This window comes from Aeromonas bivalvium (genome assembly GCF_046078285.1).
In the GTDB taxonomy this organism is placed as follows: domain Bacteria; phylum Pseudomonadota; class Gammaproteobacteria; order Enterobacterales; family Aeromonadaceae; genus Aeromonas; species Aeromonas bivalvium.
This window is the reverse complement of the sequence record NZ_JBGXBV010000007.1, coordinates 52,664-68,377: the sequence shown is the minus strand read 5'-3', so window position 1 is coordinate 68,377 and position 15,714 is coordinate 52,664. Positions and strand designations below refer to the sequence as shown.

Genomic DNA, 15,714 nt, shown 5'->3' with positions numbered 1-15,714 from the left:
AGTGACCGACAAAATCAACCAAGACAGCATTAACAAAGCCCTGTGGGCCGCCTGTGACACCTTTCGCGGCACCATCAGCGCCGACACCTACAAAGACTTCATCCTCACCATGCTGTTTTTGAAGTACATCTCTGATGTATGGCAAGACCACTATGACGAGTACAAAGCCCAGTACGGCGACGAGCCACAGCTCATCGAAGAGATGATGAAAAACGAGCGCTTTGTACTGCCCAAGCAATCCAGCTTCTACGCCCTGTGGGAGCACCGCCATGAACCCGGTAACGGCGAGCGCATTGACCAAGCCCTGCACGCCATTGAAGAAGCCAACGGCACCAAACTCAAAGACGCCGGCAAAAGCGTGTTCCAGGACATCAGCTTTAACACCGACAAACTGGGTGAAGAGAAGCAGAAGAACACCATTTTGCGCCACCTCTTGGAAGACTTCGCCAAGCCGGAGCTCAACCTCAAGCCCAGTCGCGTTGGCACCCTGGATGTGATCGGCAACGCCTACGAATATCTCATCAAAAACTTTGCGGCCAGCGGCGGCCAGAAAGCCGGTGAGTTTTATACCCCGCCGGAGGTCTCTGATCTGATTGCCGAGCTGCTGGCCCCCGAACCCGGCATGAGCATTTGCGACCCGGCCTGTGGTTCTGGCTCCCTCTTGATGAAGTGTGGCCGCAAGGTGGTGGCCAACCACGGCAGTAAGCAATACGCCCTCTACGGGCAGGAAGCCATCGGCTCCACCTGGTCACTGGCCAAGATGAACATGTTCCTGCACGGCGAAGACAACCACAAAATCGAATGGGGCGACACCATCGGTAACCCTAAGCTGCTGGACAAAAACGGCGAGCTGATGCTGTTTGATATCGTTACCGCCAACCCGCCGTTCTCCTTGGATAAATGGGGCCATGACGAAGCCGAGCACGACAAGTTCAGCCGCTTTCGCCGGGGTGTACCGCCGAAAACCAAAGGCGACTATGCGTTCATCCTGCACATGATTGAAACCCTCAAACCCAAAAGCGGCCGCATGGCGGTAGTGGTGCCCCACGGCGTGCTGTTCCGGGGTTCAAGCGAAGGCAAAATCCGCCAAAAGCTGATTGACGAAAATCTGCTGGACGCCGTGATTGGCCTGCCGGAAAAGCTGTTCTTCGGCACCGGCATTCCCGCCGCCATCCTGGTGTTCCGTAAAGACAAGTTCGACGACAAAGTGATGTTTATCGACGCCAGCCGCGACTTTAAGCCAGGTAAAAACCAAAACCAGCTCACCGACGACAACATCAAGAAAATCGTCGCCACCTACAACGGCTGCGCCAATGTCGATAAATACGCCTATGTGGCCAGCCTGAAAGAGATCCAGGACAACGACTACAACCTCAATATCCCGCGCTACGTCGATACCTTTGAAGAAGAGGAAGAAATTGACCTGATGGCGGTACGCGCCGAACGCGATCAACTCAAAGCCCAACTGGTTGAGTTGGAAATCGAGATGGCGAAGTATCTTGAGGAGTTGGGATACAGCTCACAAGGTGGTTTGCAATGAAACTTCCAGATAGCTGGCAAAAAAGACCTCTGGGCGAATTATTCAAAAAAATTGTAGTGGGATACGTTGGCAATGTTAACGACCATTACTGTGATGCATCGAGGGGAATTCCATTTTATCGAACGCTTAATATTCGAGATGGTTACTTTCGTCATGATGAAATTCGTCATGTCACGAAAGAATTCAATGATAAGAATAAAAAATCACAAATTGAAAATGATGACATAGTGATTGCAAGAGTTGGTGCCAATCTTGGAATGGTTTGCAAGGTAAGCGGCCTTAGCGGTATGGCAAACATGGCTAATGCCATCATTATAAAGAACAAGTCAGCGAAAAATGCCAACTCTGACTTCTACACATACTTCCTTCTTTCGCCCTATGGGAAATCACAGATATATGCAGGGGCGGCAGGTGGTGCTCAGGGTGTATTCAACACAAAACTAACTCAAGAAATTAGTGTTCCTGTTCCTCCGCTCCCCGAACAAAATAAAATCGCCCAAATCCTCTCCACCTGGGATAAGGCCATCACCACCACCGAACAACTGCTCGCCAACAGCCAGCAGCAGAAAAAAGCCCTGATGCAACAACTGCTCACCGGCAAAAAGCGCCTGCTTGACAAAAATGGTGTGAGATTTAGTGGGGAGTGGAAGTCGTACCATTTGTCTCATGTGGCTGTAATTGTGATGGGCTCATCACCTAAATCTGAAGCATACAACGAAAATGGAATTGGTCTTCCTTTACTTCAAGGAAATGCAGATATAAAAAATCGCATTTCGGCCCCAAGGATTTTTACTTCTGAAATCACAAAAGAGTGTGAAATCGGTGACATATTACTAAGCGTTCGAGCCCCTGTTGGAACCGTCGCTATATCTGAGCATAAAGCTTGTATTGGTCGAGGAATAGCCGCATTGCATGCCAAGCCTAATTTTGACCAAAGCTTTATCTATCAATTCCTCCTTTGGTTCGAACCGAAGTGGGGCTCTCTATCCCAGGGAAGTACCTTCGAGTCAATAAATAGTGATGACATAAAAAATCTGAAGATTAAGGTGCCTAATTTCGTCGAGCAACAAAAAATCGCCGCCGTACTGTCCACCGCAGATGAGGAAATTACTGCTCTAAAACAGAAGCTCAATGCCTTAAAGCAGGAGAAAAAAGCCCTGATGCAGCAGCTATTGACAGGTAAGCGTCGGGTTCAAATTAACTAAATAGACAAGGAGTGTTTATGTCCGTATCGGAGATGTTTAAAGAGTTTCTCGACAATATCAAGGTTCAGAAATCTGACCAGTTCAAGCAACGCTACGAACAGATTACCAAGGCTTTGAATCTGAAATTCAGAGGGACGGACTCAACCACTGCGAACTCTTTGCAGGTTGGCTCATATGGCAGATACACCGGCATCAAAGGTATATCGGATCTCGATATGGTCTACATCATGCCATCATCAAAATGGGATGATTACAAAGACCATAAGCAGTCCAAGCTTCTAACCGACGTAAAGGAAGCTATTAAGTCTCGATATCCCTCTACTGACGTAAAAGTAGATGGGCTGGTTGTTTCTGTGAAATATCAGAGTTTTCACGTAGAAGTTCAGCCGGTATTCGATCGATATAACTCCGACGGGTCAGGTTACTTTGAATTTCCTCATACCGGAAATGGTGGTAGCTGGAAAAAGACCAAGCCCCGTCAGGAAATGAAAGCCGTCAAAGAGTTAAACGACGAGAAAAATAAAAACCTTCGCCTGCTGTGCAAGATGGCCAGAGCCTGGAAGAACAAGAGCGGAGCCGCCATGGGAGGTTTGCTCATCGATACCCTGGCCTACAACTTCATGAAATCCACGACTGATTATGATGACAAAAGCTACTTGTATTTTGACTGGTTAAGCAGAGATTTCTTTAAATTCCTTGCTGACCAAGATAAAAAAGATCACTACCAGGCTCCCGGCAGTAATCAGGACGTAAAAGTCAAAAAAGACTTCCGAAAAAAAGCCGAAGAAGCCTATGACCTGTGTGTTGAAGCAATAAATGCTGAAGGTACGGCCAAGGCAAATGAAAAATGGCGTGAAGTTTACGGAAGCAATTTCCCTAAAGCCGAAGCAGTCAAGGAAGCTGTAGCAAAAGCCTTGGCAACCTGGAGAGATACAGAGGAGTTCATCGAAGATCAATATCCCATTGATGTTCGCTACAACATGCGTCTGGATTGCGACGTTTCACAAAATGGCTTTAGAGAACACACCCTGTATCAGATGCTTTCTCAACGCATCCCCTTGTTAGCAAATAAAAGGCTTTTATTTAGAGTTGAGGATATAGAAGTTCCGCCACCATTCACTATAAAATGGAAGGTGTTGAACAGAGGTCTGGAAGCACAAAAAAAAGACCAAATCAGAGGGCAAATAGTGACTGATGAAGGGCACATGAGAAGGAATGAGCAAACCTCATTTAAAGGCGAGCATTTTGTTGAGTGTTACGCGATTAAAAATGATGTTGTGGTAGCTCGTGCATCCATTGATGTTCCTATTCAGTGAGGCCTATATGACAAAGTATGACTTGCTTCGAAGCATTGCCCAGAAAGGCTATGACGTAGGGTTTGGTGCCAAGAAGCATTTTGCTTCATATGACATCATTGAAAAAGCGCCGGGACTGATCAGCTTTCTATCAATGGCCTTTGGCATCATTTCTTTGGCGGTAGAAAACTCACCGACCAAATTGATCTCTTCCGGATTTGTTGTGCTAGGGGTGATTGGACTTTATGTCAGCATATGTGACCACGAAAAGGCAAAGTATGCGCAATGCGGCGTTTCTTTAACGAAGATTCTTAACGAATTGAAGGCTTTGTACTTGAATGTGAAAGCTATGGATGAGCAGGCAGATTTTTCTGATTTTGAAGCAAAACTATCAGAGCTGGAAAGTAAATATTACGCCTCCTGCATGAGCAAACAAATTCTCTTGAGCAACTGGTACGCACACTACAAGTTCTTTTGGGAACACCAGATAGACTGGATTGATGAGCAACTGAAGTTCGGACTTTTTAGAGACAAAGTCCCTCTATCGTTGTGGTTTTTGTTGCTCTGTACCCTGAGTGCTCTCGGATACTTTTGGTTCCAGCATGATGTCGTTGAGTTGTTCTGCTCTGCAATGAATAAAGCAGCAGAGGAGTAACCAGTGGATAACGACCTGATCCTCTACACAACCGACGATGGCCAATCCCAGTTAGTGCTGCGTGAACTGGGGGGGCAGGTATGGCTAACCCAACTGGAAATGGCGGAGTTGTACCAAACCAGCAAGCAGAATATCAGCAAGCACGTGAAGGCCATTTTGTCAGACAGGGAGCTGGCTGAAGGGGCAGTTGTCAACTCCAAGTTGACTACTGCGGCGGATGGCAAAGAGTACCTGACTCAGCTTTACGCACTGCCGATGATCATCGCTGTGGGCTATCGGGTACGCTCGACTCGTGGCACGCAATTTCGCCAGTGGGCAACACGTACCTTGGGCGAATACCTGACCAAGGGGTTCGCCATGGATGACGACCGCCTTAAAGACCCTAAATGGGACTACTTTGATGAACTGCTGGAACGCATCCGCGACATACGCTCGTCGGAGAAGCGTTTCTATCAGAAGGTTCGCGACCTATTGGCGTTATCTGAAGACTACCGGGCAAACGAAAAAGAGACGGGATTATTGTTTGCCGAGGTTCAAAACAAGCTGTTCTATGCCGTGACCGGCCACACCGCCGCGGAGCTGGTTGTCGAACGTGCAGCCCCCTCCAAGCCCAACATGAACCTCACCAGTTTTGCTGGCAATAAGGTGCGCAAAGCCGATGTGGTGGTCGCGAAAAATTACCTGCACGCAGACGAATTGGAGAGCCTCAATCGCTTGGTCAGCATGTTCTTCGAGTTCGCCGAGTTCAGGGCGAAAAACAAAGCCCATCTTCGCCTGCAAGATTGGCGTGAGTATGTCGATAAGTTTATGGATTTTAATGAGCAGCCACTGCTCAACAGCGCCGGGCGCATCAGTCGAAAACAGATGGAACAAATTGCCCACAAACATTACGAGGCTTTCCATTTGCAGCGCAGCAGGCAGGAGGCTCTGGCGGAAGACAAAAAAGAACTCAAGGAATTGGAAAGATTAGAGCAACGCCTGAACCAGAAAAGGAAGCAGACAAAGTGACCCAACCCGCCCCCAAATTTCAGGAAGAATACAGTGCCAAGTTACCGGCGCTGACGTTGTTAACCAACCTGGGGTGGTCCTTCCTCTCTCCTGAACAGGCGTTGGCCGCCCGGGGTGGCAAGGCCGATGAGGTGGTTTTACGCCAGGTGCTACGCAGTGAACTCCAGAAGCGCACCTTTACTTTTGCTGGCAAAAGCTACCCCCTGTCTGAAAAGGCCATTGATAACCTGATTGCCGAGGTGTGCAGCCCGGCCCTTAATGAGGGCCTGCTCACGGCTAATGAGCGCCTGTACAACCACCTGTTGTATGGCATCAGCGTGACCGAGTTTGTGGAGGGTAAAAAGGTCAATCCGACGGTTGCGCTGATTGACTGGCAAAACCCGGCCAATAACAGCTTTGTGTTTACCGAAGAGTTTACCGTTACCCGCTCTGGCGGCGTGGAAAGCCGCAGGCCCGACATAGTGTGCTTTGTAAACGGTATTCCGCTGGTGGTGATTGAGGCCAAACGCCCCGATGGCAATGCCAAAAAAGGCCCCACCATTGACGAAGGCATTTCCCAAAGCCTGCGTAACCAGCGCCATGACGAAATTCCGCTGCTGTTCGCCTATAGCCAGCTGCTGCTGTCTATTAACGGCAATGATGGCCGCTATGGCACCTGTGGCACGCCCGCTAAGTTTTGGGCCGCCTGGCGTGAAGAGGACATCAGTGATGCCCAGATGCACACCACCAAGAACAAAGCGCTTAACGACGCACAGTTGGCAAACCTCTTCAGCCATCGCCCGGCAAAAGACCTGGACTGGTACCAAAGCCTTGTCGCGGGGGGCGAGTTGGCGGTGACCGGGCAAGATCAACTGCTGATCAGCCTGTTAAGCCCTGCCCGACTATTGGAGATGACCCGTTACTTTACCTTGTTCGATAAAAAGGCCGGCAAAATCGTTGCCCGTTATCAGCAGGTGTTCGGCATCAAGCGACTGATTGAGCGCATCAATACTCGCAGCAGCACCGGCGGCCGTGAAGGCGGCGTGATCTGGCATACCACAGGGTCGGGCAAGTCATTCACCATGGTGTTTTTAAGTAAGGCGCTGATCCTGCACGACAGCCTGAAACAATGCCGCATTGTGGTGGTGACCGACCGGGTAGATTTGGAAGACCAGCTCAGCAAAACCTTTGCCTCTGGTGGTGAACTGGCCGGTAAGAAGGACAAAGCCGCCGCCATGGCCACCTCTGGCAAACGCCTGGCCGAACAGATCGGCAAAGGCACTGAGCGGATTGTCTTCTCGCTGATCCAAAAATTTAATACCGCCACCAAACTGCCGGAGTGCGTAAACAACAGCGCGGATGTGATTGTGCTGATTGATGAAGGCCACCGCAGCCAAGGCGGTGAAAACCACATCCGCATGAAGCAGGCGCTGCCCAATGCTGCTTTCGTCGCTTTTACCGGCACCCCGCTGCTAAAAGACGACAAGACCACCAATAAATTTGGCCCCATTGTCCACGCCTATACCATGCAACGCGCCGTGGAAGATAAGACCGTAACGCCACTGCTGTACGAAGAGCGCATTCCCGACTTGGACGTGAATGAACGCGCCATCGACAGCTGGTTTGAACGCATCACCGAGGGGCTTTCAGACGAACAAAAGGCCGACCTGAAGCGCAAGTTTGCCAAAAAAGGCCAAGTGTATAGCGCCGATGACCGTATCCGCCTGATTGCCCTGGATATCGCCAACCACTTCGTTAAAAACATCGACGACGGTCTAAAAGGCCAACTGGCCTGCGACAGCAAGCTGTCGGCCATCAAATACAAAAAGTACCTGGATGAGGCAGGCTTGTTTGAATCTGCCGTGGTAATGAGCCCCCCGGACAGCCGTGAAGGCAATACCGCCATAGATGAAGCCGCCACGCCGGAAGTGACCCAGTGGTGGAAAGACAACGTTGGCAGCCAGGACGAACAGGCTTACACCAAACATCTGATTGAGCGCTTCGACAAAGATGACTCTCTGAAGATCCTTATCGTGGTCGATAAGCTGCTCACCGGCTTCGATGAGCCGAAAAACGCTGTGCTGTACATCGACAAACCGCTGAAAGAGCACAACCTGATCCAGGCGATTGCGCGGGTAAATCGCCTGCATCCGAAGAAGCAGTTTGGCCTGCTCATCGACTATCGCGGCATTCTGGCGGAATTGGATACCACCATCGCCAAGTATCAGGATCTGGCCTCCCGTACCCAGGGCGGTTACGACATCAATGATATTGCTGGCCTCTACAACCAGATGAGTACCGAGTACAAGCGCCTGCCGCAGCTCTATAAGCAGCTCTGGGCCATATTCGATGGCGTCAAAAACAAGAACGATATCGAACAGTTGCGCCAGGTGCTGGTTCCAAAGATTGAAGAGCAAAAGCCTTTAGCGCCGGGAGAGAGCGGAGAGCTGGTTGACGTGCATCTAAAGGTGCGTGAAGACTTCTACGAAGCCCTAACGGCCTTCGCCAGTTGTCTGAAAGTCGCCCTGCAATCGGCCACCTTCTTTGAAGATAAAAGCTTTAGCGATGCCGACCGCCGCCACTACAAAGAAACGGTGAAGCAGTTCTCCAGCCTACGCCAACTGGTGCAGCAAGATGCTGGCGAAAGAATCGACTACGACGAATACGCCGATCAGGTGAAAAAGCTGCTGGATAAGCATGTGGTGGGTGTACAGGTCAAAGAGCCCGACGGCGTGTATGAAGTGGGCAAGATGGGCCAATCGACGCAGCCACAAGACTGGAGCGAAGATAAAACCCGCAACGAAACCGACATCATCAAGACCCGCGTAACCCGCATGATTGAGCAGGAGCTACGGGATGACCCTTACGCTCAGGAAGCCTTCTCAGCCTTGTTGCGTCAAGCCATTGAGGAAGCCGAAAAGCTGTTCGACCACCCACTGAAACAGTACATGCTGTTCCGTGAGTTTGAAGAGCAAGTACAAGACAGGCGCCTGGGGGATATTCCCGATGTGTTTGCCGGCAATCGCCACGCCCAGGCCTACTTCGGTGTATTCAAGAAAGTGCTGCCAGCCGCCTTGGCGGTGATGGACCAACAAGTGCAGGACAAATGGGTCAAGGTCGCCTTTGAAATCGACCAGGCGGTAGAAACGTCCGTTGCCGAGCACTCCATCAACCCGCAAAACATCGAAGCCGACATCCGTAAGAAGTTACTGCCGCGAATGTTCCAAGAATGCAAAGCCATTGGCGGCGGCATGGACCAGGCCAAGAACATTGTTGAGATGATTGTGCAGATCACCCGTGTGGGTTTGAGCGGACTGTAAGTTAGATGAATGTGCCGATAAAACCTCATAACCAGACCATGCACTTTCGCTACGGCGACGAGCAGATCACCGTTGAGCGAGTAAAGCGCCTGCAAGCCACGGGCAGGGTACTGATCAAGGTGCATCCGGATTGCCGGGTGATCGCATCTGCTCCCGAAGATGCCGACAACGAAGCCGTTCTATCCGCTGTAAAAAAACGGGGCCGGTGGATATATGAGCAGCTGCGTGACTTTCGCAAGCAGCTGGAGTTCACCACTGCGCGCCAGTACATCAGTGGCGAGAGCCACTACTACTTGGGTAAACAATACCTGCTGAAAGTGATAGAGGCCCCCGAACAGCTTCAAAGCGTAAAGCTGCTGCGCGGTAAGCTGGAGGTTTCTGTGCGAACAAAGTCCGCCCACAAGGTTAAAGCCCTGCTGGCTGACTGGTACAAAGCCCGCGCCAGAGAACTATTCGCCAAGCGCCTCGATGCCATGCTGGAGCAGGCACTATGGGTAGATGAACGTCCGCTACTGCGCATACTGACCATGCAAACCCAATGGGGAAGTTGTTCCCCCAATGGCCGTATCACCCTGAACCCCCACCTGGTTAAGGCGCCGAGGGAGTGCATTGATTACGTCATTCTCCATGAGCTTTGCCACATCGCCGAGCACAACCATAGCGATCGCTTCTACCGGCTGATGGGACAAGTGATGCCGGGGTGGGAGAAGACGAAAGCCAGGCTGGATGGGATGGCACATCAGCTGCTCACCGTGTGAAAGAGCAAACCATTATTCCAGATAGATAGGAATCATCGCGCCTGCTTTCCACCCCGCAGCTTGGAGTGGCCAAGGTAGCGGGTTTCAATAGGGAAGCCCGCCCCTAACATTCCAGATAGATAGGAAAGCCCTTATCAAGATTCCAGGGGCACGTTCTGAACCGACTTTCCACTATCTGGAATATCCGCACCAAGATTCCAGATAGATAGTTATGTGGAGGGGAACTGGACAGGGATTGGCCGGGGATGAGGGCGCTGATTCCACTGGTCAATAAGCCACTGGATTCCATAGTTCCAACTTTGTCACGAACGAACAAACTCAACATTTTCAATAAGTTGTTTGAACACCAACGCCTTCGGTGCCATGCTGAAATTATGTTCATTGGTGGAGCGTTTTGATGGATGCGTTCAGTTGGGGGATGGTGGGCTTGCTGGCCTTCTTCACCCTGGTATTTGTGTGGAGCCTGTATAGCTACAAGGCCCACGCACAAGAGCGGCACCATGAAACCGATCGCTGATATCGGCCTGATGGCGGTTGTGGTACTGGGCTTGATGGCACTGGGTAACACGCTATTCGCTTGGCTGCTGATCTGCCTGCCTCTGGTGTATTGGTGCTGGCCAATACTGGCATGGGCTACCAGGCGGCCCATCACGGCCAGGCTGCTGCTACTGGCCCTTGCCGCCCTCACCTGCTGGCATTGGCCCGCCGGGCTGTTCACAGCGCTGAGCATCTCGCTTATCTGGTCGGTGAAAACCCTCAAGGCAAGCCCTCGCCCACAGCGCAAGGGTGGGCCGGTCATCAAAAAGTACTACTTCTGGAACTGACTGCGCGCTTCCTTGGCCACACTGGCGATAAGGTGCCGAGAGCAGCCAAGCATCTCCTGAATTGCTGAATAGCTGTGTCCTGTCACCAACAGCCTGGCGATGTGTTGACGCTTCTTCTCATCCTTCTGCCTACCACGGTATTTGCCCTCCTCTTTGGCTTTGGCAATGCCTTGCCGCTGCCGGCGCCGCCTGTCGTCGTAGTCCTTGCGGGCCACGGCGGCCAGCATATCCAACAGCATTCCGTTGACGGCCTGCAAGATGGCGCTGGTGAAATCGGAGCCGCTGTCACCCTGTAATGCCACCCAGGAGGTTGGCAGCTCGGGGGAAACGATGGCCAGTTGCTTCTGCGCCAAGCGCGCCTTCAACGTCTGCCAGTCGCCCTGGGTTAAACGGGCAAGGCGGTCAATCTGTTCCACCAGAACAATGTCTCGGGGCCCAGCATCGCGGATAAGCCGCATCAGCTCGGGCCGGGCCAGCGTAGCCCCGGATTCGTTCTCAACATAAAAAGAGGCGATCTGGTGGCCATGCTCCCGGGCAAAGGTCACCAACTGCTCCTTGGCGCGCTCAGCGTCTTGATCGGCAGTGGAGGCTCGCAGATAAGCGCGAATGAACATCGACGTCACCCTTAAGTCTGTTTTAAATAGTTCCTCAACTTTAGTGCATTTGTCATTTTCAGAAGACGACTGCACCAGTTGATTGGGCGTAATGGCTGTTGTGCAGCCAGCTCCTGACAGTTCAATATCAGAAGTGATCTGCACCAATCTCGACTATGCTCAATACTCGTGTGCACCAAAGCGAGGTGAGCGGGGTTCTAGGGATTTTCCGTCCAAATGCGACATTCAGACTGCTAAGTGATTGATTTATTGTGACTGGCTATGTGAAGCGCCAAAAAAGTAATACCCCTCTGGAGGCCGCGGACGGCGTGGCCTCCAGAGCACTTTGTCGTTTTTGGACGGAAAATCCCTAGAACCCCAATGTTCTCGGCCTGGCGTGGCTCGGCCTGATCGGAGCGGGTTTAACCTACTTCCTTTGGTTCCGGGGGATCTCGCGACTCGAACCTACAGTTGTTTCCTTACTGGGCTTTCTCAGCCCGGGGACCGCCGTGTTGCTAGGATGGTTGTTCTTGGATCAGACGCTGAGTGCGCTTCAAATCATCGGCGTCCTGCTCGTGATCGGGAGTATCTGGCTGGGCCAACGTTCCAACCGCACTCCTAGGGCGCGTATAGCTTGCCGGAAGTCGCCTTGACCCGCATGGCATAGGCCTATCGTTTCCACGATCAGCGATCGGCTCGTTGCCCTGCGCCGCTCCAAAGCCCGCGACGCAGCGCCGGCAGGCAGAGCAAGTAGAGGGCAGCGCCTGCAATCCATGCCCACCCGTTCCACGTTGTTATAGAAGCCGCATAGATCGCCGTGAAGAGGAGGGGTCCGACGATCGAGGTCAGGCTGGTGAGCGCCGCCAGTGAGCCTTGCAGCTGCCCCTGACGTTCCTCATCCACCTGCCTGGACAACATTGTTTGCAGCGCCGGCATTCCGATGCCACCCGAAGCAAGCAGGACCATGATCGGGAACGCCATCCATCCCCGTGTCGCGAAGGCAAGCAGGATGTAGCCTGTGCCGTCGGCAATCATTCCGAGCATGAGTGCCCGCCTTTCGCCGAGCCGGGCGGCTACAGGGCCGGTGATCATTGCCTGGGCGAGTGAATGCAGAATGCCAAATGCGGCAAGCGAAATGCCGATCGTGGTCGCGTCCCAGTGAAAGCGATCCTCGCCGAAAATGACCCAAAGCGCGGCCGGCACCTGTCCGACAAGTTGCATGATGAAGAAGACCGCCATCAGGGCGGCGACGACGGTCATGCCCCGGGCCCACCGGAACGAAGCGAGCGGGTTGAGAGCCTCCCGGCGTAACGGCCGGCGTTCGCCTTTGTGCGACTCCGGCAAAAGGAAACAGCCCGTCAGGAAATTGAGGCCGTTCAAGGCTGCCGCGGCGAAGAACGGAGCGTGGGGGGAGAAACCGCCCATCAGCCCACCGAGCACAGGTCCCGCGACCATCCCGAACCCGAAACAGGCGCTCATGAAGCCGAAGTGCCGCGCGCGCTCATCGCCATCAGTGATATCGGCAATATAAGCGCCGGCTACCGCCCCAGTCGCCCCGGTGATGCCGGCCACGATCCGCCCGATATAGAGAACCCAAAGGAAAGGCGCTGTCGCCATGATGGCGTAGTCGACAGTGGCGCCGGCCAGCGAGACGAGCAAGATTGGCCGCCGCCCGAAACGATCCGACAGCGCGCCCAGCACAGGTGCGCAGGCAAATTGCACCAACGCATACAGCGCCAGCAGAATGCCATAGTGGGCGGTGACGTCGTTCGAGTGAACCAGATCGCGCAGGAGGCCCGGCAGCACCGGCATAATCAGGCCGATGCCGACAGCGTCGAGCGCGACAGTGCTCAGAATTACGATCAGGGGTCTGTTGGGTTTCACGTCTGGCCTCCGGACCAGCCTCCGCTGGTCCGATTGAACGCGCGGATTCTTTATCACTGATAAGTTGGTGGACATATTATGTTTATCAGTGATAAAGTGTCAAGCATGACAAAGTTGCAGCCGAATACAGTGATCCGTGCCGCCCTGGACCTGTTGAACGAGGTCGGCGTAGACGGTCTGACGACACGCAAACTGGCGGAACGGTTGGGGGTTCAGCAGCCGGCGCTTTACTGGCACTTCAGGAACAAGCGGGCGCTGCTCGACGCACTGGCCGAAGCCATGCTGGCGGAGAATCATACGCATTCGGTGCCGAGAGCCGACGACGACTGGCGCTCATTTCTGATCGGGAATGCCCGCAGCTTCAGGCAGGCGCTGCTCGCCTACCGCGATGGCGCGCGCATCCATGCCGGCACGCGACCGGGCGCACCGCAGATGGAAACGGCCGACGCGCAGCTTCGCTTCCTCTGCGAGGCGGGTTTTTCGGCCGGGGACGCCGTCAATGCGCTGATGACAATCAGCTACTTCACTGTTGGGGCCGTGCTTGAGGAGCAGGCCGGCGACAGCGATGCCGGCGAGCGCGGCGGCACCGTTGAACAGGCTCCGCTCTCGCCGCTGTTGCGGGCCGCGATAGACGCCTTCGACGAAGCCGGTCCGGACGCAGCGTTCGAGCAGGGACTCGCGGTGATTGTCGATGGATTGGCGAAAAGGAGGCTCGTTGTCAGGAACGTTGAAGGACCGAGAAAGGGTGACGATTGATCAGGACCGCTGCCGGAGCGCAACCCACTCACTACAGCAGAGCCATGTAGACAACATCCCCTCCCCCTTTCCACCGCGTCAGACGCCCGTAGCAGCCCGCTACGGGCTTTTTCATGCCCTGCCCTAGCGTCCAAGCCTCACGGCCGCGCTCGGCCTCTCTGGCGGCCTTCTGGCGCTCCTGCTGCGGCGTCCGCTCGTGGGCCGTGGCGCGGGTCCGCGCGCCGGCCTCGTGCGCCTGGCGCTCGCGGGCGAGGTCCAGGGCGGCCGTCTTCACGTTCTGCCTTGCGCAGATGAGATAGATCTAGCGTGGACTCAAGGCTCTCGCGAATGGCTCGCGTTGGAAACTTTCATTGACACTTGAGGGGCACCGCAGGGAAATTCTCGTCCTTGCGAGAACCGGCTATGTCGTGCTGCGCATCGAGCCTGCGCCCTTGGCTTGTCTCGCCCCTCTCCGCGTCGCTACGGGGCTTCCAGCGCCTTTCCGACGCTCACCGGGCTGGTTGCCCTCGCCGCTGGGCTGGCGGCCGTCTATGGGGTTCTAGGGATTTTCCGTCCAAATGCGACATTCAGACTGCTAAGTGATTGATTTATTGTGACTGGCTATGTGAAGCGCCAAAAAAGTAATACCCCTCTGGAGGCCGCGGACGGCGTGGCCTCCAGAGCACTTTGTCGTTTTTGGACGGAAAATCCCTAGAACCCCGGGAAGGCGTCGACAGCTATCTGGCCGTACTGGACGCGCAACGCCTGCTGTTCAGCTCGCAGCAGCAGCTGGTATTGAATCAGCTGGCGCAGCTCAATAGCGAGATCGATCTGTACCGGGCATTGGGCGGCGGCTGGCACACGGCGTCAGTGGCGCCAGCTGCCGCCAGCGCCGATCCCGAAGCATGAAGTGTTGTCATCTGTTTTTCATGAGGAAACAAATCATGTTGTTGAGATCCTTGCCGGCCGGCGCACTGGCTGCGGCCTTGCTTGCCACGCCCGCCGTTGGTGCAGAATTGTCTGCCGCGGTGGGCGCCACGGGCCAGGGCGGCGCCACGTTGCGCATCGGTGCGTCAAAGCCCTGGGAAGCGCGCTGGTTCGACAGCGGCACGGGGCACCTTTCCGGTTACTGGGACGCGGGCTACACCTATTGGGTGGGCGGCAAAGAGGCTTCCGGAGCCCATTACGCCTCCCTAAATAAACCCGGCTTCGCGCTGGTGACGCAGAGCCAAGATCACTACGGTTTCGCCCTCTAGGCGGTAACGCGCCAGATAACCACTGTCCCCAAAGGGGATGACCCACTCGCGGAACACCTCCGGGAGCCCTTCAATAGGACGCCCCATCGCGGGTTGTTGCCCGAGCTGGGCCAGCGCCGAACGGATGGTTTGGGCTGCTCGCTGTGCAACAACTGGGCTCTTACTGTGCAAGAACTCGCGCAGCCGTTTAAGGTCACGCAGAGCAGCCGGAGAGAGGATCACTTGTGGCATGCAGGTGCACCACCTTCAATCTCGGTGCCCCAACCAGCCAACCACTGATCGGTCTCCTCAAGAGAGACATGCAAACCAGTCTCCTGAAACTCCTGCCAAGCATCGAGGGTATCGCGGCGGAACGCCTCCTTGCGCTCTTCGCGCTCAACATACTGGGTGATAGCTTCGCGCATCATCCAGTGCGCTGAACGGTCGCGGGCAGCAGCTAGCTGCTTGATCCGGCTTTGGGTATCGCTATCAAGTTTGATAGACATGGGTTTGGTAGCTGCGGACATAAGACCTCACTGTTAGCCAAAGGTATTACCTAGCGATACCTAAATTTACCACGCAATCTAAGCGCCGTCACAACCCGATTGCAGTACTGCAATGTCGCCCCCGAACTGGGGCGACTAGCGCAGTCTATCGCCACTGGCTCGGGGGCCGCCAAGCGC

At 54.1% G+C, this 15,714-nt stretch carries 15 protein-coding genes and 1 pseudogene; 12 read left to right on the top strand and 4 right to left on the bottom strand.

What is annotated here, in order from left to right:
* The first annotated feature begins 1 nt into the window (after position 1).
* The 8 genes from ACEUCR_RS15510 to ACEUCR_RS15475 all read left to right on the top strand — a co-directional run bounded on the left by ACEUCR_RS15510 (position 2) and on the right by ACEUCR_RS15475 (position 10,584).
* Positions 2 to 1,540 (top strand): type I restriction-modification system subunit M, encoded by a 1,539-nt coding sequence (locus ACEUCR_RS15510; RefSeq protein ID WP_408791317.1) that lies wholly within the window; start codon positions 2 to 4, stop codon positions 1,538 to 1,540.
* On the top strand, positions 1,537 to 2,745 hold the full coding sequence (locus tag ACEUCR_RS15505; protein ID WP_134695574.1) for a restriction endonuclease subunit S: 1,209 nt from the start codon (positions 1,537 to 1,539) through the stop codon (positions 2,743 to 2,745). Before ACEUCR_RS15510 ends, ACEUCR_RS15505 begins: the two co-directional genes overlap by 4 nt.
* 17 nt (positions 2,746 to 2,762) lie before the next feature.
* Complete coding sequence (locus tag ACEUCR_RS15500; RefSeq protein ID WP_134695573.1) at positions 2,763 to 4,061, top strand: nucleotide-binding domain-containing protein; 1,299 nt, start codon at positions 2,763 to 2,765, stop codon at positions 4,059 to 4,061.
* Positions 4,062 to 4,068: 7 nt separating this feature from the next.
* On the top strand, positions 4,069 to 4,695 hold the full coding sequence (locus ACEUCR_RS15495; RefSeq protein WP_134695572.1) for an SLATT domain-containing protein: 627 nt from the start codon (positions 4,069 to 4,071) through the stop codon (positions 4,693 to 4,695).
* Positions 4,696 to 4,698: 3 nt separating this feature from the next.
* Positions 4,699 to 5,703 carry a virulence RhuM family protein gene (locus ACEUCR_RS15490; protein ID WP_134695571.1) on the top strand — a complete coding sequence of 335 codons (1,005 nt, stop codon included), beginning with the start codon at positions 4,699 to 4,701 and terminating at the stop codon, positions 5,701 to 5,703.
* The gene (locus tag ACEUCR_RS15485; protein WP_134695570.1) at positions 5,700 to 9,002 is read left to right on the top strand and encodes a type I restriction endonuclease subunit R; all 3,303 of its coding nucleotides are present in this window, start codon (positions 5,700 to 5,702) and stop codon (positions 9,000 to 9,002) included. The genes ACEUCR_RS15490 and ACEUCR_RS15485 overlap by 4 nt, the downstream gene beginning before the upstream one ends.
* 5 nt (positions 9,003 to 9,007) lie before the next feature.
* Positions 9,008 to 9,760, top strand: a complete 753-nt coding sequence (locus tag ACEUCR_RS15480; protein WP_134695569.1) for a M48 family metallopeptidase — start codon at positions 9,008 to 9,010, stop codon at positions 9,758 to 9,760.
* A gap of 500 nt (positions 9,761 to 10,260) precedes the next feature.
* Positions 10,261 to 10,584, top strand: coding sequence for a hypothetical protein (locus ACEUCR_RS15475; protein ID WP_134695568.1), 324 nt, complete (start codon positions 10,261 to 10,263; stop codon positions 10,582 to 10,584).
* Here ACEUCR_RS15475 and ACEUCR_RS15470 read toward each other — a convergent pair.
* Positions 10,569 to 11,342, bottom strand: a complete 774-nt coding sequence (locus ACEUCR_RS15470; protein WP_425331400.1) for a recombinase family protein — start codon at positions 11,340 to 11,342, stop codon at positions 10,569 to 10,571. The genes ACEUCR_RS15475 and ACEUCR_RS15470 overlap by 16 nt on opposite strands.
* A 227-nt stretch (positions 11,343 to 11,569) precedes the next feature.
* On the opposite strand from ACEUCR_RS15470, the gene ACEUCR_RS15465 reads away from it, so the two are divergent.
* Positions 11,570 to 11,830 carry an EamA family transporter gene (locus ACEUCR_RS15465; RefSeq protein WP_425330936.1) on the top strand — a complete coding sequence of 87 codons (261 nt, stop codon included), beginning with the start codon at positions 11,570 to 11,572 and terminating at the stop codon, positions 11,828 to 11,830.
* A 31-nt stretch (positions 11,831 to 11,861) separates the two neighbouring features.
* On the opposite strand, the gene tet(A) is transcribed toward ACEUCR_RS15465, so the two are convergent.
* On the bottom strand, positions 11,862 to 13,061 hold the full coding sequence (gene tet(A) / locus ACEUCR_RS15460; RefSeq protein ID WP_001973670.1) for a tetracycline efflux MFS transporter Tet(A): 1,200 nt from the start codon (positions 13,059 to 13,061) through the stop codon (positions 11,862 to 11,864).
* A 105-nt stretch (positions 13,062 to 13,166) separates the two neighbouring features.
* Between tet(A) and tetR(A) the strand changes: the two genes are divergently transcribed.
* The 3 genes and pseudogenes from tetR(A) to ACEUCR_RS15440 all read left to right on the top strand — a co-directional run bounded on the left by tetR(A) (position 13,167) and on the right by ACEUCR_RS15440 (position 15,052).
* A complete protein-coding gene (gene tetR(A) / locus ACEUCR_RS15455; protein WP_000164043.1) occupies positions 13,167 to 13,817 on the top strand; it encodes a tetracycline resistance transcriptional repressor TetR(A) in 651 nt (216 codons plus the stop codon).
* Positions 13,818 to 14,519: 702 nt separating this feature from the next.
* A pseudogene (locus tag ACEUCR_RS15445) lies at positions 14,520 to 14,705 on the top strand (TolC family protein); the annotation flags it as partial.
* Between the two features lie 35 nt (positions 14,706 to 14,740).
* Positions 14,741 to 15,052 carry a hypothetical protein gene (locus ACEUCR_RS15440; RefSeq protein ID WP_052150402.1) on the top strand — a complete coding sequence of 104 codons (312 nt, stop codon included), beginning with the start codon at positions 14,741 to 14,743 and terminating at the stop codon, positions 15,050 to 15,052.
* Here ACEUCR_RS15440 and ACEUCR_RS15435 read toward each other — a convergent pair.
* Together ACEUCR_RS15435 and ACEUCR_RS15430 are read right to left on the bottom strand one after the other, a co-directional pair.
* The gene (locus ACEUCR_RS15435) at positions 14,990 to 15,283 is read right to left on the bottom strand and encodes a type II toxin-antitoxin system RelE/ParE family toxin (RefSeq protein ID WP_011222050.1); all 294 of its coding nucleotides are present in this window, start codon (positions 15,281 to 15,283) and stop codon (positions 14,990 to 14,992) included. The two genes, ACEUCR_RS15440 and ACEUCR_RS15435, sit on opposite strands and share 63 nt — an antisense overlap.
* Positions 15,271 to 15,558: a CopG family ribbon-helix-helix protein gene (locus ACEUCR_RS15430; RefSeq protein ID WP_011222051.1), complete on the bottom strand. Its 288-nt coding sequence runs from the start codon at positions 15,556 to 15,558 to the stop codon at positions 15,271 to 15,273. The genes ACEUCR_RS15435 and ACEUCR_RS15430 overlap by 13 nt, the downstream gene beginning before the upstream one ends.
* Between the last annotated feature and the right edge of the window lie 156 nt (positions 15,559 to 15,714).

Coding starts and splice junctions, on each gene's coding strand:
- ACEUCR_RS15495 (WP_134695572.1), top strand. CDS start 4,069: ATGACAAAGTATGACTTGCTTCGAAGCATTGCCCAGAAAGGCTATGAC.
- ACEUCR_RS15480 (WP_134695569.1), top strand. CDS start 9,008: ATGAATGTGCCGATAAAACCTCATAACCAGACCATGCACTTTCGCTAC.
- ACEUCR_RS15500 (WP_134695573.1), top strand. CDS start 2,763: ATGTCCGTATCGGAGATGTTTAAAGAGTTTCTCGACAATATCAAGGTT.
- ACEUCR_RS15475 (WP_134695568.1), top strand. CDS start 10,261: ATGAAACCGATCGCTGATATCGGCCTGATGGCGGTTGTGGTACTGGGC.
- ACEUCR_RS15430 (WP_011222051.1), bottom strand. CDS start 15,558: ATGTCCGCAGCTACCAAACCCATGTCTATCAAACTTGATAGCGATACC.
- ACEUCR_RS15440 (WP_052150402.1), top strand. CDS start 14,741: ATGTTGTTGAGATCCTTGCCGGCCGGCGCACTGGCTGCGGCCTTGCTT.
- ACEUCR_RS15435 (WP_011222050.1), bottom strand. CDS start 15,283: ATGCCACAAGTGATCCTCTCTCCGGCTGCTCTGCGTGACCTTAAACGG.
- ACEUCR_RS15505 (WP_134695574.1), top strand. CDS start 1,537: ATGAAACTTCCAGATAGCTGGCAAAAAAGACCTCTGGGCGAATTATTC.